Source organism: Brevibacillus reuszeri, from assembly GCF_001187725.1.
GTDB lineage: Bacteria > Bacillota > Bacilli > Brevibacillales > Brevibacillaceae > Brevibacillus > Brevibacillus reuszeri.
Genome location: NZ_LGIQ01000009.1, coordinates 1,618,710 through 1,641,891, shown reverse-complemented (window position 1 = coordinate 1,641,891; position 23,182 = coordinate 1,618,710). Strand labels below are relative to the sequence as shown.

At 47.9% G+C, this 23,182-nt stretch carries 20 protein-coding genes; 4 read left to right on the top strand and 16 right to left on the bottom strand.

Translation table 11 applies throughout. The annotated features are described in order from the left end of the window. The first annotated feature begins 49 nt into the window (after window positions 1-49). Window positions 50-379: a TM2 domain-containing protein gene (locus ADS79_RS22210; protein ID WP_049740533.1), complete on the top strand. Its 330-nt coding sequence runs from the start codon at window positions 50-52 to the stop codon at window positions 377-379. An 18-nt stretch (window positions 380-397) separates the two neighbouring features. Then, window positions 398-802 (top strand): TM2 domain-containing protein, encoded by a 405-nt coding sequence (locus tag ADS79_RS22205; protein ID WP_049740532.1) that lies wholly within the window; start codon window positions 398-400, stop codon window positions 800-802. 56 nt (window positions 803-858) lie between these two features. Here the strand turns inward: ADS79_RS22205 and ADS79_RS22200 are convergent, their stop codons facing one another. The 7 genes from ADS79_RS22200 to ADS79_RS22170 all read right to left on the bottom strand — a co-directional run bounded on the left by ADS79_RS22200 (window position 859) and on the right by ADS79_RS22170 (window position 8,756). Further along, window positions 859-1,200, bottom strand: coding sequence for a zinc ribbon domain-containing protein YjdM (locus tag ADS79_RS22200; protein WP_049740531.1), 342 nt, complete (start codon window positions 1,198-1,200; stop codon window positions 859-861). A 168-nt stretch (window positions 1,201-1,368) separates the two neighbouring features. Further along, window positions 1,369-2,934: an alpha/beta hydrolase gene (locus ADS79_RS22195; RefSeq protein ID WP_049740530.1), complete on the bottom strand. Its 1,566-nt coding sequence runs from the start codon at window positions 2,932-2,934 to the stop codon at window positions 1,369-1,371. Between the two features lie 275 nt (window positions 2,935-3,209). Beyond that, window positions 3,210-3,653: a GNAT family N-acetyltransferase gene (locus tag ADS79_RS22190; protein WP_049740529.1), complete on the bottom strand. Its 444-nt coding sequence runs from the start codon at window positions 3,651-3,653 to the stop codon at window positions 3,210-3,212. A gap of 24 nt (window positions 3,654-3,677) precedes the next feature. Further along, on the bottom strand, window positions 3,678-4,982 hold the full coding sequence (locus tag ADS79_RS22185; protein WP_049740528.1) for an MBL fold metallo-hydrolase: 1,305 nt from the start codon (window positions 4,980-4,982) through the stop codon (window positions 3,678-3,680). A gap of 4 nt (window positions 4,983-4,986) precedes the next feature. Then, entirely contained in the window at window positions 4,987-6,648 is a 1,662-nt protein-coding gene (locus ADS79_RS22180) for an ABC transporter permease (protein WP_049740527.1), read from the bottom strand. Window positions 6,649-6,663: 15 nt separating this feature from the next. Then, window positions 6,664-7,773, bottom strand: coding sequence for an ABC transporter substrate-binding protein (locus ADS79_RS22175; protein ID WP_049740526.1), 1,110 nt, complete (start codon window positions 7,771-7,773; stop codon window positions 6,664-6,666). After that, window positions 7,770-8,756 carry an ABC transporter ATP-binding protein gene (locus ADS79_RS22170; protein ID WP_049740525.1) on the bottom strand — a complete coding sequence of 329 codons (987 nt, stop codon included), beginning with the start codon at window positions 8,754-8,756 and terminating at the stop codon, window positions 7,770-7,772. The genes ADS79_RS22175 and ADS79_RS22170 overlap by 4 nt, the downstream gene beginning before the upstream one ends. Window positions 8,757-8,941: 185 nt before the next feature. Here ADS79_RS22170 and ADS79_RS22165 point away from each other — a divergent pair, with 185 nt between their 5' ends. Continuing rightward, window positions 8,942-9,826, top strand: coding sequence for a LysR family transcriptional regulator (locus ADS79_RS22165; protein ID WP_049740524.1), 885 nt, complete (start codon window positions 8,942-8,944; stop codon window positions 9,824-9,826). 60 nt (window positions 9,827-9,886) lie between these two features. Here the strand turns inward: ADS79_RS22165 and ADS79_RS22160 are convergent, their stop codons facing one another. From ADS79_RS22160 to ADS79_RS22120, 9 genes are all read right to left on the bottom strand, one after another. Beyond that, entirely contained in the window at window positions 9,887-12,088 is a 2,202-nt protein-coding gene (locus ADS79_RS22160) for a DNA topoisomerase III (protein WP_049740523.1), read from the bottom strand. A gap of 93 nt (window positions 12,089-12,181) precedes the next feature. After that, entirely contained in the window at window positions 12,182-13,369 is a 1,188-nt protein-coding gene (locus ADS79_RS22155) for an ABC transporter permease (RefSeq protein ID WP_049740522.1), read from the bottom strand. Continuing rightward, complete coding sequence (locus ADS79_RS22150; RefSeq protein WP_049740521.1) at window positions 13,366-14,085, bottom strand: ABC transporter ATP-binding protein; 720 nt, start codon at window positions 14,083-14,085, stop codon at window positions 13,366-13,368. The genes ADS79_RS22155 and ADS79_RS22150 overlap by 4 nt, the downstream gene beginning before the upstream one ends. A gap of 25 nt (window positions 14,086-14,110) precedes the next feature. Further along, window positions 14,111-15,367, bottom strand: coding sequence for an efflux RND transporter periplasmic adaptor subunit (locus ADS79_RS22145; protein ID WP_049740520.1), 1,257 nt, complete (start codon window positions 15,365-15,367; stop codon window positions 14,111-14,113). Window positions 15,368-15,410: 43 nt separating this feature from the next. Continuing rightward, window positions 15,411-16,271 (bottom strand): M15 family metallopeptidase, encoded by an 861-nt coding sequence (locus ADS79_RS22140; RefSeq protein WP_049740519.1) that lies wholly within the window; start codon window positions 16,269-16,271, stop codon window positions 15,411-15,413. A 120-nt stretch (window positions 16,272-16,391) separates the two neighbouring features. Beyond that, window positions 16,392-17,489, bottom strand: a complete 1,098-nt coding sequence (locus ADS79_RS22135; RefSeq protein ID WP_049740518.1) for a sensor histidine kinase — start codon at window positions 17,487-17,489, stop codon at window positions 16,392-16,394. Then, window positions 17,482-18,177, bottom strand: a complete 696-nt coding sequence (locus ADS79_RS22130; RefSeq protein WP_049740517.1) for a response regulator transcription factor — start codon at window positions 18,175-18,177, stop codon at window positions 17,482-17,484. Before ADS79_RS22130 ends, ADS79_RS22135 begins: the two co-directional genes overlap by 8 nt. A 160-nt stretch (window positions 18,178-18,337) precedes the next feature. Next, window positions 18,338-19,528 carry a hypothetical protein gene (locus tag ADS79_RS22125; RefSeq protein WP_049740516.1) on the bottom strand — a complete coding sequence of 397 codons (1,191 nt, stop codon included), beginning with the start codon at window positions 19,526-19,528 and terminating at the stop codon, window positions 18,338-18,340. Between the two features lie 116 nt (window positions 19,529-19,644). Continuing rightward, window positions 19,645-20,823 carry a M20 family metallopeptidase gene (locus ADS79_RS22120; RefSeq protein ID WP_049740515.1) on the bottom strand — a complete coding sequence of 393 codons (1,179 nt, stop codon included), beginning with the start codon at window positions 20,821-20,823 and terminating at the stop codon, window positions 19,645-19,647. Window positions 20,824-21,063: 240 nt separating this feature from the next. Here ADS79_RS22120 and ADS79_RS22115 point away from each other — a divergent pair, with 240 nt between their 5' ends. Next, on the top strand, window positions 21,064-23,169 hold the full coding sequence (locus ADS79_RS22115) for a helix-turn-helix domain-containing protein (RefSeq protein ID WP_049740514.1): 2,106 nt from the start codon (window positions 21,064-21,066) through the stop codon (window positions 23,167-23,169). Window positions 23,170-23,182: the final 13 nt, after the last annotated feature.

Below are 23,182 nucleotides of genomic sequence, written 5' to 3'. Positions count from 1 at the left end.
AGAGCGTATGAACTTTATAATACTTTATTAAAAGGTTGGAGGTTTCTTCATGTCGTCACTCATTCAAAAGCAAGGCCTTACATCAGAAGAATTACAGATGCTTAATTCAGAAATGATGAAAAAGCACAAATCAACAGGTATCACCTGGCTCCTATGGTTCTTCACGGGCGGAGTTGGTGGTCACCGCTTTTATCTGGGCCGGACAGGCACAGCTGTAGCGATGCTGCTTACGCTTGGCGGTTTGGGTATCTGGTCGTTCATTGACCTGTTTTTGATTAACAGCATGGTGAAAGAGACAAACGAAAAAATCGAGAATGATATCATTGCTGAAATTCGCCTGTTAAAAAATGCGAAAAAGAACTCTGCAGCAGCTCTGTAATCAAGTGTGGTGTCTGCGATGAATTCGAATCTAAAGATGGATCTTACTCTGGAAGAATTGGCGATTCTCGAATCAGAAATGATTAAAAAGAGAAAAAACAAAGAGGCGGCTTGGGGATTGTGGGCTGGTTTGAGCTTCTTTGGAGCTCATCGCTTTTATACAGAGAACTATGGTTATGCTTCGGCTATGCTGTTGACTAGCGTCTTTCCGATTATTTTGCTATTTATTATTCCAAACATTAATCTTGGGGACTCCTTTACCAGACTGCTTTTGAGTATTTTTTTCATTCTGTTAGCAGGTTCCGTAATCTGGTCCTGGATTGATGCGTTTTTCTTAAACAAACGAATGGATGAGCTAAATGACCAAATCGAGCGCAGCATCCTAGACAATATTAAAGAACAGCGAAAACTGAGAGCAAGATAATAGTTGAGAAAAGCCACTCCAGATAGAGGAGTGGCTTTTTTTCCATTTGAATCACATTATATCTTTTTCACAAACTCTGATTTTAATTTCATCGCACCAAATCCATCGATCTTGCAGTCTATGTCGTGATCTCCATCAACCAAACGGATATTTTTGACCCTCGTTCCGATTTTAATGACTGATGAGGACCCTTTCACTTTCAAATCCTTGATTACGGATACGGTGTCACCATCGCTCAGGATGTTACCATTGGCATCTTTTACGATCTTTTCGTCACCGCTATGCTCCTGATCTGCTTGTAGATTCCACTCATGACCACACTCTGGACAAACCAGCATGTTCTCTTGCTCGTACGTATATTCCGACTGACATGCTGGACAGTTTGGCAATTTCGACATGATTTTTTATACCTCCATCCGATATAGCTTATTTTAACATACAAGATTACTTTTACAATTTTAACAGCTTGCACCATCCCTGCTTGCCTCTATCTCTAGCAAAAAACGGACCTCCCTCGTAGACATCTTCAGTCTACAGAGGAGTGGTCCGTTTTACGTTCATCATTTCTATGATTGTTTGCGCTGCAGCATAAACCGGAGAAAACGACTGATCAACGGATGCACCACGGAGACATGCCCTTCTCCTTCGAACAGTTCAAAGGCGAGCCGCATTCCGTGTCCATCGTAAGACTTCAACAACGTGTAGACTTGTTCGGCATTTTCGACCATGAGCTGCTTTTCCTCAGAACCAACGGCAATCATGAGCTCTGCATCAATCTCGCCTCGTTGCATACGTTCTCCCAGCTCAGGCATACGCGCTAGCAAGCTTTTGTCATTCCACCAGACAGAAGGGCTTCCAGCAATATAGCTGTGAAAGGCTCCGGGCCTTGTAAAAAGCACATGCAACGCAAACCACCCGCCGAGTGAATGCCCAAACAATGCCTGTCTGCTCCGATCAATCGTGTATCTACGCTCGATTTCGGGTTTCAATTCTTCTTCAATAAAGGTAAGAAACTCATCGGCACCGCCAGTTTCAGGCCATGGGGAGCCATCTGGTCGCTTCCGCATAACAGCAGGGTCTGCCAGCTCGGTATAATCGTAGAATCGTCGATCACTCACGATCGGTTCATCAGAGTCATACCCGATGCCGACGATGACTGCCGGCTCAATCCCGAGTGGGTGGCGAGACTGCAGCCGCATCGCTTCAGCAATGGAATGAAAGGAAGCATTGCCATCTAATGAATAAATAATAGGGTATCCTGCTGATGGAGCCTCCGTCGTTGGCACGTAAACGAAGAGTCGATAATCTCGTCCTGAACGTGTGGAACGCAGATCAAAATAGTGTGTGCCCGGAATGAAAGGCCGATTTGGCTGCTCCTCGCCTTTTGCAAGCAGCTTCTTCCCTTCGAACAGCCATTTCAACGCATTGGGTAAGCGCTCTGCCATAAATACCGCATCATGTGTGCCGCCATCCACAAGCTCAAAGCATAGCTGCCCTGCCGGAAACCCTTTTTGCAGCCATAAATCACGCACCTCTACGGTATTGCGAACCATCTGTCTCTGGGCATTGCGCTTATAAATACCCTCACAGCTTCCAACGGACATGTACAGCCACTGCTCTTTAGAGGGAGCAGACTGCTCGCGTAAGAAGTCCAGGACTCCTTCATACCAAAAGGAAGCGGAAAGCATACCGATTTTTCCAAACGTGTCTGGACGCCAATAGCTGGCAAACATGGACACCAAGCCGCCAAATGATCCTCCGAGAATAGCCGTATTCGCCCGGTCCGTTTTGGTACGGTAAGTAGCGTCGATATGAGGCTTAATGACATCCGCTACACAATCGACGTAAATCCGTCCCCTCCCGCCAAAGGGTGGATAGCTTGTGAGCAGTGGTGCAGCAGGCCATGGCGTATACTCATCGTTTCGGTTATGGGGCTCAATCCCGACGAGAATCAGCTCCGGGATTTGACCTTCGCGAAACAGCATCTCGATCTGGTTACTATTATGGTCAAACTGCTCTCCCCCGTCCTGTACATAAGCGACAGGGTACGTAACATCCGATTCATGATAGGAAGGCGGTACATAGACGATCAGATGCCATCCAGCAAGCTCAATCGATTGGTATCGGTTCATATGCTCTCTCCCTTTTCACGGTGGGTTTCTCTCTTTACCGATCCATTCGCCTCTTTTTTCATCGAATCGATTCACCCTCTCTCGTTTTTGATAACGGTTATCATTATCAATAACAAGTATAGCAAAACCCGTATGCCTTAGATAGCTGTCCCGTCTCGTTTTTGTCACACCCGACGAAGGGTGCCATATAAAGGGAAAGCAGTGGCAGCCATAGACGCAAAAATAGAGTCTTGGGCCACCACTGCTATGGTTTCTAACCTACGAGACGAGATTCCTCAAAGCTTTTTCATATAGTTTTTCTGATCCTTCGTAAAAAGATAGCCGCTCTTTTCATAGAGTCTGTGGGCCTGAATTCGACTTGGGTGGGACAACAGCTTCATCCCGGAAAATCCATTGCTTCGTCCCCACTGCTCGAGATGCGCCAACAGCATGCTGCCAACGCCCTGTTTTCGATACGCTTCTTTCACAACAAATCCGAGGACATTCACAACCGACTCCGAAAAAAGCAATTCATATGGGCTTCCGTGTATGTATCCGATCAGCTCGTCATTTTGCTCACAAACAAAGATCCGGTCTTTTGTGTTCTTAGTGATCATCTCAATCCTTTGTTTGACCTGCTCTTCTGTAAACACATGGAGTGCCGGGTTAAAGTCCAGGTTTAACAAATAGATACCCGGATAATCAGATACGCGAATCTCCCTCACGATTCTTTCTTCCATTCGTGAACACCTCCATCCGCTTTTTCACCGTAAATTCGTGAACAGGCAGGGGTCGTCGTCCATCACAATCCGATCACCCGGCGTGCAGGAAAGAATATTTTTGTAGCCCTGAGCAACGAGCTTTGCTTGCAATCGATCTGTCTTCTCTTTTGGCGAATGAACGAGCAGCGTCGTCTTTGGCTTTAGCTGATCGAGCATCCTTGCTACTTCCGAGAGACCTTGGTGGATTTTGTATCGGTGGCGGGTTACCTGCACACCAGGCTTCTCCTCTGCTAACAAGCGAGCAGCGCAAGTCCCTGGATAGACGTGACCCGTCAAAATGATGGCATTTTCTGGATTGCTCTGAAAAGCTTCCAGTAAATTGGCTGCGTCTCTCGATTGCAGCATCGGGTCTGCCGTCAGGATGATCGTTTTGTCTGACCGAATACTTTTTTGCCTGATTTGCTCCTGACTAAGCACCTGTACTCGGCTGCTCCACATCTCTTTATAAGGTGCTACACTCTCTGCCTTTAGCCAAAGCTCTTCGCCGAACAAGGCCTGGAATCCTTGCTCCAGTCGCTCATCACAGACGATTTGTGTATGGGGATATGCTTCTGCCAATATATCGATCAATTCATGCCCCCTGCCAAACCTCGGCACTGGCAGCCATACATGTCCACCACGCTCCAGTGCTCTCCCGCAGGTGGCAACGAACTCTTTTATCAGCTGCTCCTGCCCTGTTTCATCATCGGCGTAGGCTGCATCCATGATCGCAAATTGAAGGTCGTGCACATACTCTGGGCTGGGCAAATCCGCAACAAGCAGCTTGGAGTCCGGACTGTAGTCGCCTGAGTAAAAAAGCGTCTTGTCCTCATGCTTGATCAAAAGCCAAATCGAACCTGCCAAATGTCCGCTCGGACCCCAGCACGCCTCAAGCCCTGACTCAACTGTAAACCATTGTCCAGGTGCTGCCATGTCCTCTACGAATCGGTAGCGCACTTGCTCCATATGTTCCTTTGTATAAGGCAGCTCGTACCCAGCGTCCTGCACATATCTTTGCCAGCTAGCAAAATAGTTGTCGAGCTGCTGTGCAGTGGAGCGCGTCGTCCAAACTACCCCTGTATACCCATCACGATACAACAGTGGTATCGCCATGGAGTGATCTTCATGCGCATGGGACAAAAAAACGCAGCTCAGCTTGCGAGCCTTGGCAGCATCCAGCAGTGGATACATCTCCTCATGTCCCTTTTTCACACCACAATCCAGCAGTACAGCTCGCTGTTCAAACTGGACGTAATAACATGAGCGGCCATGCTCGCCTGCGCCGCCCCAAACCTCAACCTGAAACATTCCATCACGTCCTGTCAGCGCCTCGATAGTTCATCACAGCCAGCACAATCGTTGTAAGCCCAACGGAAATGACAGCCATTGCCATCCCAAGTGAAACCTCGCCCTGCTCAAACTGCGCGTAAATATACGTTGCCGAAACCTTCATCGACGGCGGTAAAATAAGTAAGGATGCGACCAATTCACGAATCGAGATCGTAAACGTCATCATCCAGCCTGCCAGCATACTCGGTACGAGCAGCGGCAGTATGACTCTACGAAACGTATACCAAGGGGTCCCGCCAAATACACGTCCCGCATTGGTCAACGAAGCATCGATTTGTTGATAGCCGGATTTTACGTACTGCACCGTGTACGGCAAGAAAAGGACCACATACGTGAGCACGACCATCCCGTACGTATTGTAGATTTTGATTGGCATCCACGGTGCGTTCCATAACAAAATCAGCCCGACCACCGTGACAATTCCGGGAACTGTATTCGGCAACAGACTGAACACATCCGTCACCTTTTCAGAAGCACGATTCGTGTGTTTGATTTGCATCGCCAAAAAAGTTCCGATAACCACTGAGACTGTGGCAGTAATCAAGGCAAGTCCGAGACTGTTTACCAATGCTTCCATGCCTGGAGATCCCCATGTGAGCAGCTTTCCATAGTGCTCTAGCGTAAAATTTCCCCAGCTCAGGCCATCCCCTCGCAGCTTTTGCAGTGACGCAACCACGATCGAGAAATACGGGATGCCAATAGAGGTCGCCAGCAAAAAGACGATATAACCCCATGCCGCAGCCAATCCCCAGCCTTTGAGTTGAATGATTTTCAGCTTGGAGCCTTTCCCGCCCAGCGTCTGATAGTCATAACGGCGCGAGATCAAATTCTGCACATACCAAAACACAAGGCAGGTAGCCAATAATACGGAAGCGAGCGCTGTCGCTTTGCTGAAATCGATCGGCCAGCTGGACGTAAATCGGTGAATTTCACTCGTTAAGACGTGATAGCCGATCTTGCGTCCAAAAGTAGCTGGCGTACCAAACTCCGCAATCGTTTTAACAAAGACGAGCAATGCACCCATCGCATAACTGCCGAGCAGCAGCGGGACGATGATTTTGCGGAAACGGTAGACAAACCCGCCCCCGTACACAGCACCGGCTTCCTCGTAACCTGCCCCGATGCGACGCAGTGAATTACGCAAAATCAAATACAGGAACGGGAACAAATGCAGACTCATAATCGTAACCATTCCGAACAAGGAGAAAAAGTACGGCGTCCACTCTTCCGTCTGTGGGAGCATCTGCTCCAAAAAGCCACGGCGCTGCATAAACAGCATCCAGCCCATCGCTCCAATATACGGCGGTGTCATAAACGGAATAATCAGCACGACATCCAGCCATTTATGCTTGGCCAAGCTCGTTTTTGCTGTTAAAAAAGCCATCGGCAGCGCCAATAAAGAAGCGCCACCTACAACCCAAAAGCCGAGAAGAATCGAATTCGTCAGCACCACGTTTAGCTCGGAATCGAGTATCACCTGAAGCGGTGCCAGCAGATTCAGCTGGTCATTCGGAGTGACACTCTCCAGCAAAATAAAAAGCAGGGGCACGACGACAAGCAATGTCATCAGCACAAGTGCCAGCGTCACACCCCACGACAGGTTTTTTCTAGTAGAAGTCTTCATAATAACTCCCGTGTTTTATTTATAAATCCCCAAAAACTCAGAAGTGATCGCAGGACCTTTTTCTGTCATCCAGTTCCAGTCGTATTTCAGCAGCTTGATGTCTTTCACTTGGCTACGGCTTTCATGTGCGGGGATATCCGCACGACCAGGCAGCAGGTAGTTGGCTGCAACGACCTTTTGTGCCTCATCGGAGAGCAAGTAGTCCATAAACAGCTTTGCATTCTCCAGGTTTTTCGCATCCTTCATGATCATAGCCGGGCGCGGGTTAATTACGGTACCGCTTTCTGGGTACATGATGTTGATATGCTCGCCTTTTGCCATCGCTTCGTATGCCATGTAATCAACGCCAGCCATCACAACGCTTTTTGCACCTGTAATGACAGGGTCAAGCGCTTCCTTGTTGGCACCAGCCATTGCTACGTTGTTTGCTTTCAACGATTTGAACAGGGTCCAGCCGCCATCCCCATTCTCATTCAAATATCCGGAGATAAAATCAAGTGCAGATCCCGACAAGGACGGGTCTGGAATATTGACTACGCCTTTCCATTCCGGCTTAGCCAAATCTGCCCATTCAACAGGCGGTTTGCTAACCAGCTTTGTATTGTAGGTGATGCCCAGAGCAGATGCGCTGTAGCCAAACAAATGCTTTTCCTTGTCCACCCATGTGTCATAGAGCTTGCCCGCATTCTGCGCACCCTCGTAGCTTTGGGTCAGTCCCTGTTCCTTGAGCGCGAGTCCAGATGGCCAGGACGCGAGGATTACCACGTCAGCAACCGGGTTGCTTTTCTCTGCTTCCAGACGGGCAAGGATTTTACCTGTAGTGCCATCGAATTGCTCAACCTTCACACCTGTTTTAGCTTCAAAGTCTTCCTTGATCTTGGCAGCCATCTTACCTGGGCCAGCCACATAAACGGTCAGTTTGTCCGATTTCGGTTTTGCTGCTTCCGTAGTAGGAGCCGGTGCCGGTGCTGTCTGTGTAGTGGTTTGCGCTTCCTTTGGTGCATTACTGCTTGTGGTGCTGCCGGTTGTGCTGCTTCCACATGCTGTTACGAGTAGAGCAAGGCTCATCGTCATGGTCATCAGTACGGACTTACTTACACGACCCATCTTTTTTGAAGCTTTCATACGTTTACTTCCTCCTTTATTGGTTGAATCGAATGAATTTCATTTGATGACGCATATACAATGACGTGATCTCCTGCTCGCAATCGTTGGTCATGGTAAGCGACCCAGACGGTCCCATCCGCATGCTCTAGCGTGATTTCATACCGATCTCCCAAGTAGCTCACACGCTTTACCTCAGTCGACCAGCTCAAATCTCCCGGGCGACCTGTCCAGCGCAGTCTCTCCGGCCGAATCATCAGCTCATCTGGCTCAATCCAGTTGGATTTCCCTACAAATCTTGCTACGAATGGCTCAGTCGGACGATGATAGATCGTTTCTGGCGCTCCTTTTTGCAGCACCTTGCCCGCTTGCATGACCAAAATAAGGTCTGACATCGACATCGCTTCCAGCTGATCGTGCGTAACATAGATTGCGGTAAGTCCCCGTGATTGCACCAGATGCAATAGCTCTGCCCGCATCTCATCTCGCAACAGGGCATCTAGTGCGCTTAGTGGCTCGTCAAACAAAATCAGCTTCGGCTCCACCGCAATCGCTCTGGCGAAGGCAACCCGCTGCTGCTGCCCACCAGAGAGCTGACTGGGATAACGCTGCTCCAACCCTTGCAGACGCACAGCCTCAATCGCGTCCATGACTCGCTCCCGCATCCCGCTTGTTTGCTTTGCCGCTTTCAATCCAAAGGCGACATTTTCGTATACAGTCAAATGCGGCCAAAGCGCGAAGTCTTGAAACACCATGCCCAGCCCACGTTTATGGACGGGCTTGAACACCCCTTTCTCTGAGGAAAAAACGCACTCGTCGTCGAGCCAGATTTCACCGCTATCTGGCGTTTCCAATCCGGCAATCATTCTCAGCAAGGTAGTCTTGCCACATCCGGACGGACCGAGCAATGTCGTAAATTCCCCTGATCGAATATGCAGATCAAGTGGCTGGAGCGCTTGCATGGCTCCAAAGGACTTGGTTAGTTGCTTTACGATTAGATCCATACCTGCAATCCTTCCTGTTTACGAATCTACTATGAGTGTAAGATAGAAGTTTTTTGCTATTGTTAACCTTTCGTCTCATCATCGTTAAATTTTCTATTATGATCTATTTGTTCTCATAGATTTTCTCTATAATAGGGGCGAAAAGCAGGAGGAACTACGAAGATACGTGCGAGGAGAGAGCTCCCATGAATATCACGAAGCTGGAAATCGTTATGCTTCTATCGAAATATAAAAAGGTGTCTACTGTCGCTGAAGTGATGGGAATCAAGCAGCCTACGGTGACCTTTCATATGAAAAGTCTGGAGGAAAACTACGGAGTACGCTTGTTTGAGCAGCGCGGAGGTGTGATTTTACTGACGGAGGCTGGTAAAGCCCTCCTGCATTATGCTTCCAAAATCACCGCTCTGTCGCAGGAAACGGAACGCGTGCTGCTGGAATATCGAGAGGCCCGACGAGGAACGATTACCATCGGGGCGAGCTATGTGCCGGGAACGTACATGCTGCCACAGGTGATTAGCCAATTCAGCCGCGAATATCCCGGTGTATCCGTCAAGCTGATGATCAAACCCGCTCCAGTCATTCAACAGCTGCTCCTGGATCACCAAATTGATCTCGGATTTATTTCCTCCCAGCCGTTCGATGACCCCAAGCTGCACATTCAACCTCTGAGTGACGACGAGCTGGTGATTGTTTACTCCGCGAACCATCGTTTTGCTACCATGGGCAGCATTGATGTCATCGATATTGCCCAGGAGCCCTTCATTTTTCACGGCACGAATTCAACAACGAGTCAAATGACAACCAAGTGGGCGTCTGCTCACAATCTGAAGCTGCATTACTGCATGGAGCTGGATTCACTGGAGTCGATAAAACGGGCGCTAATGATCGGAAATAGCATCTCGTTCCTATCCAGGCAGGCGGTAACAGAAGAAGTGAACAATCACATACTCGCATGTGCCCCTCTTCCGCCGCCGGAGCAAGAACGCTACATTTATGCCTGTTACCACAAGGAACGCTGGCTGTCCAAAGGGTTGCAGCAGTATTTGCAGATGGTGCAGGCGAATGTGTGACGTGAAAAAAACCCAAAGCTTGTTCGAAGCCTTGGGGTGTTGCCATGTCACGCGTATTTGTTATTCATCAAACTTGAACTTGGCGAGCGCATCCTTCAGCGCCGAGTTCAAACCGTCGTTTTCATCCTTATCCTGTCCCTTTAAGTACTTGGCGACTTCTTTTTTAGAAACCTTGCTGCCCTTTTCCTTGTCCCGTCGCTGCTGGAAGGTGCTGAGCTTCTCCCTGTGCCCACATACACAGACAAAGGTTTGTCCTTCCCCCTCACCGCGCAGCTCCAGTCTTTTGTGGCACTGCGGACATCTGGCGTTGGTCTGCTTGGCGACGCCTTTGCGGTAGCCACATTCCCGGTCTTGGCAAACGAGCATTTTGCCCCGCTTTCCGTTTACCTCCAGCAAAAACTTGTTGCACTCCGGACATCTGCTTCTGGTCAGATTGTCATGTCTGAATGATTTGTCGCTGTTCTTGATCTCATTCACTACTGCCTTGGCGTACGTTTTCATTTCTCCAATGAAGGCCTGCTTGTTCAAGCTTCCTTTTGCAATAGCACCCAGCTTTTGTTCCCACTGCGCCGTCAAGGTTGGCGACTGCATTTCGTCTGGAACCAGCTCCAATAGCTGCTTTCCTTTTGCAGTGACGAAAATATGCTTGCCCCGCTTTTCGAACAGGAAGCTGTTAAACAGCTTCTCGATGACATCCGCACGGGTCGCAACCGTACCGAGTCCGCCCGTTTCGCCAATAGTTTTGATCAGCTCTTTGCTTTCTCCCGCCATGTATTTCGCCGGATTTTCCATCGCTGACAAAAGACCTGCCTCTGTAAAAGGCTCCGGTGGCTTCGTCTCGCCTTTAGTTTGGGAAACAGCGGTGATGGGCAGACGATCTCCTTTTGCAATCGCTGGCAAAAGCTGCTCAGCTACGCCATCCTTTGCATCCTCGTCCTCCACATCGTGATCGTACGCTTCCTTCCAGCCTTGGACGAGGACCGTTTTGCCTTTTGCAAGGAACAGCTCACTTCCGAGCTTCACGTGAATGGTCGTCTGCTCGTACTCAAAAGGAGGCAGCAGAACAGCCAGGAAACGCTTCACGACAAGGTCAAAAATCTTTCGTTCCCGATCATTCAGATCACCCAGAAAAACAGATTGCTCTGTCGGAATGATCGCATGGTGATCGGATACCTTGCTATCGTCCACGAACGATTTGTTCCCTTTGATTGGCGCTCGCAGCAGCTTGGCGGCTATGGGCGCGTATGGTTTCATCTGCACTGCCTTGATTCGCTCTGGCAATGTCTCCACGAGGTCGGCAGAAAGATAGCGCGAGTCTGTCCTCGGGTACGTCACTACCTTGTGATGCTCATACAAGCCTTGCATAATCGATAGCGTTTCTTTTGCGGAATAGCCAAATATTTTGTTGGCATCCCGTTGGAGCTCCGTCAAATCGTAGAGCTGCGGGGCAAACGTTTTTTTATGAGCCTTATTCACTTCAATGACCTCCGAGGTTCTTACGTGTTGAAGTGACGTCAGCAGCTGATCCGCCTTGTCTTTGGTAAACGTTCTGAAGTCCTTGGTTTGCTGATCCTGCCATTGGAGCTTGATTTGCCCTTGGGCCACTGCGGACAGACCGTAAAACGGCTTTGGCGTAAAGCGGCGGATTTCTTCTTCTCTTTGCGCAACGATCGCCAATGTCGGTGTCTGCACACGACCGCAGGATAATTGAGCATTATGCTTAACCGTGAGCGCACGTGTCGCATTAATGCCAACCAGCCAATCTGCCTCAGCACGGGCAGCAGCGGAGGCGTACAGATTTTCATAAGCCTTGCCGTCTTTTAGATTGCGGAAGCCTTCCTTGATTGCCTTATCCGTTACCGACGAAATCCAGAGACGCTTGATCGGCTTATTTACATGTACCAGGTCAATAATCCAACGAGCAACCAGCTCGCCCTCACGACCAGCATCTGTCGCAATCACGATTTCATTTACATCATTTCGTCTCATTTGCTGTTTCACCGTATGGAACTGCTTGTTGCTCTCCTTGATGACCACCAGCTTCAACGGGGACGGCATAATCGGCAAATCCTCGATTTTCCATGTGCTGAATTGCTGACCATAGACTTCCGGATCGGCTAGCGTGACGAGATGGCCCAGCGCCCATGTAACAATATATTTATCTCCTTCAAAAAATCCGTTTCCTTTTTTGTGACACTGCAATACTTTCGCGATATCTCGCCCGACGGAAGGCTTTTCCGCCAGTACAAGTGTTTTACTCATTTAAGACACCCTTTCAAAACCTTCTGCAAATCACTCCTTCTATTTTAAACAAAAAAATGACCAGCCGCTAATCAGCCCGTCATTTTTTGTGCATTATTCATACCGCAGTGCCTCAATTGGATTCAGTCTGGCTGCTTTGCTTGCCGGGTATAGTCCAAAGAAGATACCGATCGCACTGGAAAAGCCAAATGCAATGAGGATGCTATCCCACGTAACCAGTGGCGGTACATCGACGTATTGCGACGCGATGGAGGCAGTGCCGATCCCACATAGTATTCCGAGCGTGCCGCCGATCAGACAGACAATGACAGATTCGATCAAAAACTGCAGCAAAATGTCCCTGTAACGTGCCCCTAAAGCCTTGCGAATGCCGATTTCTCTGGTCCGCTCCGTAACGGATACAAGCATGATATTCATGACCCCGATTCCACCGACAAGCAGTGCAATCCCGGCAGCAACACTAAAGGTCGTCGTCAGTGTCCCGGAAAAGCTATCGAAGCCCATTAAGGAATCCTCGATACTTTCGATCTGGTAATAATTTTCGCGCCCATGGATGCGGTTTAAATATTGGATCGTCTGGTCCTTTGCTGCCTGAATTGTCGCTTTGGATGATGCTTTCACCGACATGCTTGAAATATACTTCGTTCCGTTCACGTTTTGCATATAGGTAATGGGTATGTACGCTGTCATAGCTCCCCCTTGATCAAGCGAGAGCTTATCTTCCTTGACCACTCCGATGACGATTGCTGCAGCCATATTAAACGTAACCCGTTTGCCTATCGGATCTTCATTCCCAAACAGCCCCTGCGCCAATTCCTGATCCAAAACGATAACGCGCTTGGCCTCTCTGACTTCCTGCCTGGTAAAAAATCTGCCTTTGACAAGGGTTAGATTCGGTTTAATTTTGAGCAAATCTCCATTTATACCTTGTACTCTTGCATTCTGTTCCTTTTTCGACCCGTGAATCGTTCCGTAAATGGAGAAAAACGGCACAGCTGCATCGATATAAGGCGAACGCTGCGGGAGTGCGTCCGCATCCTCAACGGTTAAATCAGTGGTTGTACTTCCCAATCTGGGGTCCCAGTTGTAATACACACTAAAAGTCGTCGCTCCCATTTTCTCCAGTTGATCGATGTAGGCCTGCTGACTGCCATTGCCGAGTGTCATGACAGCGATGACAGACGTAATTCCGATGATAATCCCAGACATCGTCAGGCTGGCACGGAGCTTGTTGGCGCCAATGCCGTCGAGGGCAGAGCGAAGGCTCTCCAGTAGATTCATGTCAGAATCACCTCTTCGGAGGCTGTTGCAAACAAACGGTCTTCTACTTGCTCGTCTTTGATGATGCAGCCATCTTTAAACGTGATGACCCGCTCAGCGTGCTGGGCAATATCTGCTTCATGCGTGACCAGCAGAATCGTTACCCCTTGTGCATGCAATTCCTGAAAAATCGTCATAACCTCCGTACTTGAACGACTATCCAGATTACCCGTTGGCTCATCCGCCAGTACAATAGAAGGCTGGTTGACCAATGCTCTGGCAATAGCGACCCGTTGCCTTTGACCGCCAGAAAGCTGTGACGGTTTATGCCCCATACGCTGCCCCAGCCCAACCCGTTGCAAGGCAGCAGTCGCTCTTTTTTTCCTTTCAGTGATCCCTACTCCGGCATACAGCATCGGGATCTCGACATTTCGCAGAGAAGTGGCGCGTGGCAACAGGTTAAAGGACTGGAACACAAAGCCGATTTTTTGATTGCGCACGCCCGCGAGCTCCTTGTCTTTTAAGCGGGTGACTTCAATGCCATCCAAGATATAAGAGCCCGAGGTTGGCCGATCCAGACAGCCCAGCATGTTCATAAAAGTTGATTTTCCTGACCCGGACGGACCGACAATTGCTACGAATTCGCCTTTGGACACGTGGACATTGATATTTTTCAGTGCAAACAATTCTACTTCATCTGTTTTGTATTGCTTGGTTAACCCCTCAATGTGCAGCATAGGTATCCTCCCCTCCTCCCTGATCTCAAGCGGACGGTCCCTGGAAGACAGGTACATTTTCCTGCAAAGATTCTGGCGGATTGGCTATCAACTCTTCGGTTCCATCCAGGCCGCTTTTGATTTGGACAGAGAGTTCATTTTCGATGCCTGTCGTCACGTTTTTCTTCTTTGCCCTGCCATTTTCCGCGATCCAGACGAATGTCGAGCCATCCTGATCGGTCATGACACACTCGCTTGGTACCTGCACGGCGTTGGCTTCTTTTTGCAAAACGATGTCTACATCAACATGAAAGCCAGGCTTCAAGTATTCGTTGGTTGTGACTAGATCGACGATAACTGTAACCCGAGTCTTTTCACCTTCTGACCCTTGGGTTGTTACCGCTATCGGTGAGATCCGTGACACCTTGCCACCCAGCTGTTCACCCCCCAATGAAATACCTGTCATAACCGCTTCCTGACCTATTTTTATTTTTCGCAGATCGGATTCGCCTACCTCAGCTTCTACAATCAAGCTGTTGGTATCGCCAATCGTGAGAATTTCCTCGCCCTTGCTCAGGACCTTCCCTCTTTTCACCTTGGTGGAAAGCACAGTTCCGTCGATTGGAGAGACGATACTGCTTTGGACACGCTGTTTTTCATACTTGGCTTTTTCCAGATTCAGCTTCTGTATCTGCGCTTCATACGATTGGATTTCCGCCTTGTCTGGTCCTTTTTGCTTCAACAAGAGGTTTTGCTTGGTGACCTTTACCTTTGATTCTGCAGTCAGCAGCTTTTGCTTCGCCTGCTCTACATCCAGCTGCGTGGACACTCCTGAAGTAAACAGTGATTGTGTACGCTCAAAATGCTGTTGTGCCGTCTGATGATCGCGCTCATCTTGTGCCAGTTCCTCCTGAAGCTTGGTGATTTCCTCTGGCTCCACACTTTTAGACAATCTGGCAATATTGGCCTCTAGAATTGCGATTTGCGCTTCAACATCCATGATTTGATTGCTCACGTCCGACGTATCAATGCTGCCGATGACCTGTCCTTTACTGACTTTGTCACCTTCTTGGATGGAATAATTGCGTAGATCACCAGAGCCACTCGCAAACAAGGTGTGCTCATTGCTTACTTTGACGATTCCGGATGTGAGAATCGTGCTTTCCATATCTGCCGTTACTGCCGCTGTCAGCATGACTGGAACCCCTTGGCGAAGTGCATCGCCTGATTGCAACACATAGCCACCACCAAGACCGATTGCCAGCACCCCTGCACTGAGCACGATCCACCAGTGCTTTTTCATCATAAATTCCTCCCTACCCGAATCAAAAAGGCAACGTTTTTCATCATGGATATACGGTCACAATGACCCCTTCCCGATTGTCTCCGGAAATCACATATTTGCGATTTGTCGGTACCTGGATCATGGCGTCCTGCGCAACCGGGTAATAGAAAATGCGATAGCTCTCACCCTGGGCAGTCACTGTTGTCTCCTTTATCTCTTTCAAGTAATCGAGATACTCCTCCAGCGTAAAGTGCTTCTCCTGTATAATCGCGCTGTGTGGCAAGCCGAGATAGCGATAGTGCCAAGGCTCGTACTGAATGCCCGTAATCGCCACCTTATCTTCGGGATAGCGCAAAATAAATCCGTATTTCCACGCGTTTTTCTTCAGCCACTTGCCTTCTGGCGCCTGCTCCATCTTCATTTGTGTGGATCCGATGTCCAGAGACAAACCGAGATTATGCTCGCTATAGCCTTCTGGCAAAGCATAGTCGGACCCCATTTTTTCATAGAGCCTTCTTTGCTCATCAAAACCTCGATAGCCGCTATTTATCATAAAATGGTTCACATGATCCGCATTTGCTGCCTGAACCATCTCCAAAAAGGACTCCGCTACTTTCTCTGACAATTCAATGCTACCGTCAATCAGCGCATAACCATCGATCAAGTAATCATGCCTGGACAAATTGACTACATCGGATGCTACTCCCTCTTGATGAACGGGATAGTCTTTGTTGACCAATAATAAATTCCCTTGGTAGACCTGGTCTTTTTCAACACTGATTGTTTTATAGTCCAGAGCTGATCCTGCTTGCTCTTGATTGCTTCCCTCTTGCTGTTTCTGTCCTCCCCATACGATTGGCTCCACGACCTTATAACCGACCACCAAAAGTACGATGAAAAACAAACAACCCCACTTTTTCATTGCAGTTTCCTCCCTAGCTCGTCACTTAAACAGGGTAGGATAAACTTTTAAAAGAAAAAGTGGGGTAAACATAAAGTTTTTCTAAAATCAGTAACTGTTCTGGCCGCTGTATCTCCTCTGTTACGCGGATTCTATTGGCAATCGCACTTCAAAAAGCGTTCGGATTACATCACTTTGGGCAGATACCGTTCCTTGATGCTGCTCTACAATATTTTTGGCGATAAACAGCCCAAGTCCGGTGCTTCCTCCCTGATGCGTGCGTGCCTGATCGCCCGTATAAAACATTTCAAACAGATGAGGCAGCTCTTTTTCCGGGATCTGGTTGCCGTAATTGATAACCTGAACAACGACCTCGTCGCCTTCCCGAAAGCCGTTGATATCGACAAACCTACCATCCTGCCCGTATCGAATCGCATTGGTCAGGAAATTCTCGAATACGCGTGCCAACAGCTCGCCATCTCCACGAATAAACAATTGGGGGGTCACATTCAGTCTTGTTTCCAGATGATTTTTTTCAAAAGCAGGGTACAGCTCTTCGTTTAACTGGACAAGCAATTCACCAAGGTCAATGATTTCCCGTTCAATCGTAATCATGCCGTAGTTCATCCGGGTGATTTCGAACAGCTCATCGATCAGCTTTTCCAAACGCTGCGACTTGGTATACGCAATCGTCGCGTAATGTCTGGTTTGTTCTGCCGTCATCTGCTCATCCTGCAAAATCAGATCTAAATACCCGATCACCGAAGTCAGTGGTGTACGCAAATCATGCGCCAAATTCAAAATAAGCTGATCCTTGCTGCTCTCTGCAAAATCTCCTCTTTGGACTGCTTGCTGCAATTTTTGGCTTGCCAGATTCACGTCCTTGGCAATATCCCCAAACTCATCATCGGCAGATATTTCTACGCTTTTGGTGAAATCTCCATTTGCCAGATGATGAATCCCTGTTGAAATCTCTTGAAAATAGGTTGCGTACCGTTTGGTGAAAAGAAAGAAAAACAAGATGGCCAGAGGGATAAAAAAGAGCAAGAAGAAATTGATATCCCCAAATTCTCGGATGAAATAGCGGAAGGGTCGGAGCGGGTTTTCAAACCTCACTTGTGTCCGGTAGTAAAACTGAAGAACTTTATAGAGCGAGTAAGTGATGATGCCCGAAAAAAGCATGCTAAGCCCGAGGAGCGCGATCATTTTAAAGCGAAAGCTTCGTATGAGTTTAGCCATTGAACGAATACCCCACGCCCCAAACGGTCTTAATGACTTTGTTTTTGGCTTTTTCCTCGCCAAGCTTTTTGCGCAGGGTTCGAATATGCACCATGACGGTATTGCAGCCCTCATAGTACGCCTCGCCCCAGACATTCTCAAAAATGTTTTCTGCGCTAAAGACCTTCTTCGGATAGCTTGCCAGCAAATACAAAATATCAAATTCTTTTGGTGTCAGCTCGATCGTTTCTCCGTACATGGTGACGATGCGCTGGTCAGGATAAATCGCGAGTCCGCCTGCCTCCAGTACCTTATTATCGACTGCTGCCAGTTGATTGAGCTGGGTGTAGCGACGTAGCTGAGCATTGACGCGAGCCATCAATTCCAACGGGTTGAACGGCTTCGTCATATAATCGTCTGCCCCCATGACCAGTCCCGAGATTTTATCCAAATCGGATGCTTTGGCGCTTAAAAAGATGATTGGCATATTGTGCTGGGCGCGGATGAGTTGGGTCGCTTCATATCCAGTCAGATTTGGCATCATGATGTCTAGTATCGCTAGATCAATCGAATGGGTTTGAACTGCTTGCACCGCTGCTTTTCCATCAGATGCGATGATCGTGTTGTAGCCTTCTTTTTTGACATGCAAGGCAATCAGTTCGGCAATCTCCGCCTCATCGTCTGCGATTAGTATGGTGATGGGTTTCATTGCTTGATTTAGCCTCCCTGTAGATCGATTGGATTTTGATATAGTCCCTAAAACAATAATCCTTCTCTCTCAAGTGTGTAAAGTGTTTGTCTAGTAGCATACAAAAAAGACGTGACCAGAGCAATCAATCAAGCTCCGGCACACGTCTTTTCCTTTCTGCCTACAAAAACCCAACAAATATCCCTGCCAAAATAACGGAAACAATCGTAACAGTGATAAACCCGCCCACCAGCATCGGCGGCAGCATATGGCTGGTCAGCATTTCTCTCTCTTTTTCATCCTCAGTCAATGACTTAATTACTTCATCCGTAATGATATAGTCAGCCGGGAATCCGTACAAAGCGGTCAATGATACAGCAAACGCCATTTCCTTGCTCGTTTTTAACAGTTTTCCTGCGACCAGGGAGAACAGATACATCCCGATGACACCTAAAACGATACAACCGATAAGCGGATAAATAATCTCAAGCATCATAGCCGGTGTCGCCTGCTTCAATCCGTCAAAAATGAAAAGCATTAACGCCATGAGGGCAAACCCGAAACCATTCGCTCTTTGTAGAACCTGCTTTTCCAAAAACCCGATGCTTTTGGCAATAACCCCGAACAATAAGCAGAGAACGAACGGGCTGACGGTCACGAGTGGCGCCAGTAGGGTAGAGACCAAATAGGCCAAATAAGCGACCAGAGCCAGTCTGAAAAATTTAAAGAAATCCGTGTTGTACTTCGCTGGCATGTTTTTAAACAAGGTAGGACCAGACTCTGTAGCCTCAGCCGTAGCAGCAATTTCCGGGCTTGCTGACGTCAGCTGTTGGCTGCGATATTGCTGCAGCAGTCTCTTCCCTTCCTTTTTTAGCATAATCGATGTGATCGGATATCCTGCGAAGCCTTGCATCACGTAAATGACGATGGCAAATACGGATAGCGAGATCAGTCCAGCTTCTTTGGCTCCCTCTGACATGATCAGTGCAGACACTACACCTCCAACCAGCGGCGGGATGGCAACCACAATGGTTTCATAACCGAATAGAAATGTTCCGACACCAAATAAAATAGCGATAATTCCCAAAATACCTGATAGAGCAATAATAATAGTCTTCCACTGTCTTTTTAATTCCTGAGTAGATAAGAGCGTACCCATATTCGTAATCAACAAGTACATCATCATTGTCGCGACAACAGGCGGTACCCCTGACACCGCTACAATATCTTTCGGGAAAAACGTCCAATACCCAAAGAGAAACAAGACTGCACAGACAAAGATAGAAGGCACCCAGGCCTTGGTCCGAACCGCTACCCAATCCCCGATATATAAAATACCAACAAGAATGACTAAAGCAAGCATCTGAGACATACGTATCACTTTCTTTCTTCAATAGGCTGTTTTCGTAAAATGTAGGCCCTGCTCTCCAGTCTTTAAAGCATCCTACCAGAGAGCAAGCACCTTTACTCATGATGGAAAGCCACTGTTTATTTGTTTTCCGCCAAATAGGTTAATGTAGCCAGTCCTAATGTTTTCGCGGCAATTAACATACCTTTTTCATCAATATTGAACTTCGGATGATGGTGAGGATAGACGGCATTCAATTCCGGGTTCTGTGCACCCGTAAAGAAGAAAGCTCCCTTCACGTGCTGCAAATAGTAAGCGAAGTCTTCCCCGCCCATTTGCGGCTCGCACTCGTTGACAGCTGTTACACCGGGTACAGTCTCAGCGAGCTTAGCCACAAAATCCATCTCTTCTTTCGGATTGACGGTCGCCGGATAGCCTTTGATATATTCGAACTCGTACTCTACATCACCAGCCAAGCATGTTCCTTTGATAATTCGCTCGATTTCCTGCTCCACCTCAGCACGGGTGGTTTCCTTGAAGGTTCTCACCGTACCCGAAAGCTTCGCTGTATCAGCGATGACATTTGGCGCGTTTTTCGCTTCAAAAGAACCGATAGAGAGAACAGCGGAATCGAGCGGATCGACTCTACGGGAAACAATTTGCTGCAAATTGCCGACGAGCTGCGCTCCGATTACGACACTGTCCTTTGTCTTGTGCGGCTGTGCACCGTGTCCGCCACGCCCTTGAATTTTCACGTGGAAGAAGTCGGCAGCTGCCATGACTGGACCGGGACGGTATTCAATCGTTCCAACAGGGCCTGTGGACCAAATATGCTGACCAAAAATGACATCGACACCCTCTAAGCAGCCGTCTTCGATCATTGCAATGGCTCCGCCTGGCAGCATTTCCTCTGCGTGCTGGTGAATGAATACCACGTTTCCTTCGATTTCGTCCTTCATGCTATTCAGCACTTTTGCCAAAACGAGAAGCGTTGCCGTATGGCTGTCATGTCCGCAAGCGTGCATGACGCCGTCTACAACAGACTTAAACGGGACATCGGTTTCTTCCTGAATCGGCAGTGCATCAAAATCGGCGCGCAGGGCAACGGTTTTTCCCGGTTTTCCGCCACGCAGCGTAGCGACGACACCGCCTCCCCCTACACCTGTGCGAACCTCATGCCCAAGTCTCTCATGGTATTCTGCAATGTATTTAGGCGTTTTCACTTCCTGAAAGGAGAGCTCCGGGTGCTGATGCAAATAACGTCGCACTTCAACCATTTCGCTGTACGCTTGGTCCAATAATTCATAGAGCTTTTCCATACCAGCCATCTCCCTTTTAAAAACAAATAATATTCAAACAATTCAGATTAAAAAAAGAACAGCTTTCCGATTCCACTACCAGCCGCAGCTTTTTCCAATACTTCGATAGATACTTCAACGTAGCTATACGTGCTTGTCTATGCGGAATATCATAAACTATCTGACAATAACACCTCAATGTACGATCGCACAATAATTCACCCATTTTATTGTATACTAGTCTTATTCGGGGGTGTCTTTATGCTGCAAACTCAACCGCTTTACTCCTATCTGAATAAAAAAATGAAGGAAATTCCTTTTCAGCTTTTCTATTCCGAGCATTCAAATCATAAATTTCAACTTCTTTATACAAATAGCAAAATGAAACTACTGGATGAGCTGCTCCCCACTAAACGGGTGGACGATCAAATCCAGGTGCAATCCGATACAGAAAAGACGCAGATTTCCTTCTTTTATGAGGATGACGGTCAAGCTCTTCTCCGACTTTTCCGTCCTCATGTGGATCTTGCCCAAGATGAGCTTGAGACCATGTACGTCCTATTTTCCTCTTTAGGGATGGAAAACAAAATGAAAACAAAAGACGCTGAGCTGGCAAGCATGATAGAAAGCATCCGCTCCATCACCTCTTCGCTTGAGCCTCAGGACGTTTTGAACAAGATTATTACCCAGGCTCTCAGCGTTATCCATGCTGCTGATGCCGGATATTTGCAGCTGTTCGATGAAACAACAGAAGAGCTAACATCTCGGGCAGCTGTTGGATTTAATTCCAAGCTCGACGAGACAAGAGTCAAAAGCGGGGAATCCATCACCGGAAAAGTGTTTCGGGACAGTAGCCCGGTTATTTATTATTCGCGTGACGAAATATATGCGGCGATGGCTGATCTCTCCGCGGAAAATTTCCGCCATATTCTGGCTGCAAGCGACAGCTCCAAATTAAGGTCGCTTATCTCCGTCCCCCTTTTGCTGGAGAACAAAGCAATTGGTGTTATGACTGTCCAGCAATATGACGCAGAAGGGAAATTGAGTGAGGATGACTTGCATTTGTTAGAGGGCTTTGCCGCTCAAGCCGCGATTGCGATCCACAATGCCAAGCTTTATCAAGAAGCAAATGAACGACTGGAGGAAATCTCTGAATTAACGAAGCAACTAGAGGAGACGAACAGGCTTCTTTTGAGAAGAGCAGAAATCCATGAGACCTTAACGCAGTTTTCCCTGCAAAACAAGAGCATCACGTTCATGATTCAGGAATTAAACCGCATGATCAACCGGGAGATTTTCTTTTTCGACAACCTGGATGCAGCTTTTTTTCCGAAACATGCCTTGCGCTCGCTTTGTGTCAGTCATGATGAAATCTCCCGCATTCTGCATACGAAGAAAAAGCCCTTTTCTATCCATATTGTCGATCGAAATCAAAAGGAGGTCCATCATTACGTATACCCGCTCATTTCGGATAGCGTTTCGCTCGGATGCTTCCTGATCCCTCTCGTTACACCGATTTCCCCCCATGATCAGATGACCATCGAGCAAGCGAGCAATGTCCTCGCACTGGAGATGACAAAACGGAAAACCCAAGAGGAGGTCTACTACAAAAAAACACAGGAGTTATTTACTGACCTGCTGCAATACAAGGACCCGCGCTTGCTGGAGGAAGCAGGAGAATCGCTTGGTTTACAACCCGCTTCCTTTTTCTCTGTGCTACTCGTGGAAGTCGTCTCCTATACCGATTTACAAGCTTTGGAGGCGGTCATTCATCGTTTAATCTCCAGCATCAAACGACGAATTCCGAAAAAAGGCACCCTGATCTTTGGCTTTCATAATAAGGTGACGATCCTCTTTTCGACCAACGCTTCCCACGAAATGAACAAGGTTATCTCAGCGCTGCATTCACACCTGCTGGAATGGGGAGATCGGGAAGAGACACCGCTCCATGCTGGTCTAAGCACCTCCTATGAAGGCTTTCATTCGATCGCCAAGTGCTATGACGAGGCAAGCAAATCGCTCTCTTTTATGATCAATCGCAAAAAGACAGGAATCATGACCTATAAAAAAATTGGGGTCAACCGCTTGTTTTTGACGCAGCCCTTTTCGGAAATCGAGAGCTTCGCAGAGGATATTTTGTCGCCACTGCGCTCCGAAAAAGCCCAAAACAACGATTTGGAAAAGACGCTCTTCACGTATGTAAAATCGAACAAATCGATTAACGAAACTGCCGAAAAGCTGCATATTCATAAAAACACGTTGTATCATCGGTTAAAAAAGATCGAGGAATTGCTGCAGCTGGAATTCCACAACCCGGATGACTTTTTGCAGATTTTGTTGGCTTGTCATTTACATGAAACGGTGTAACGAGAAGAAAGCA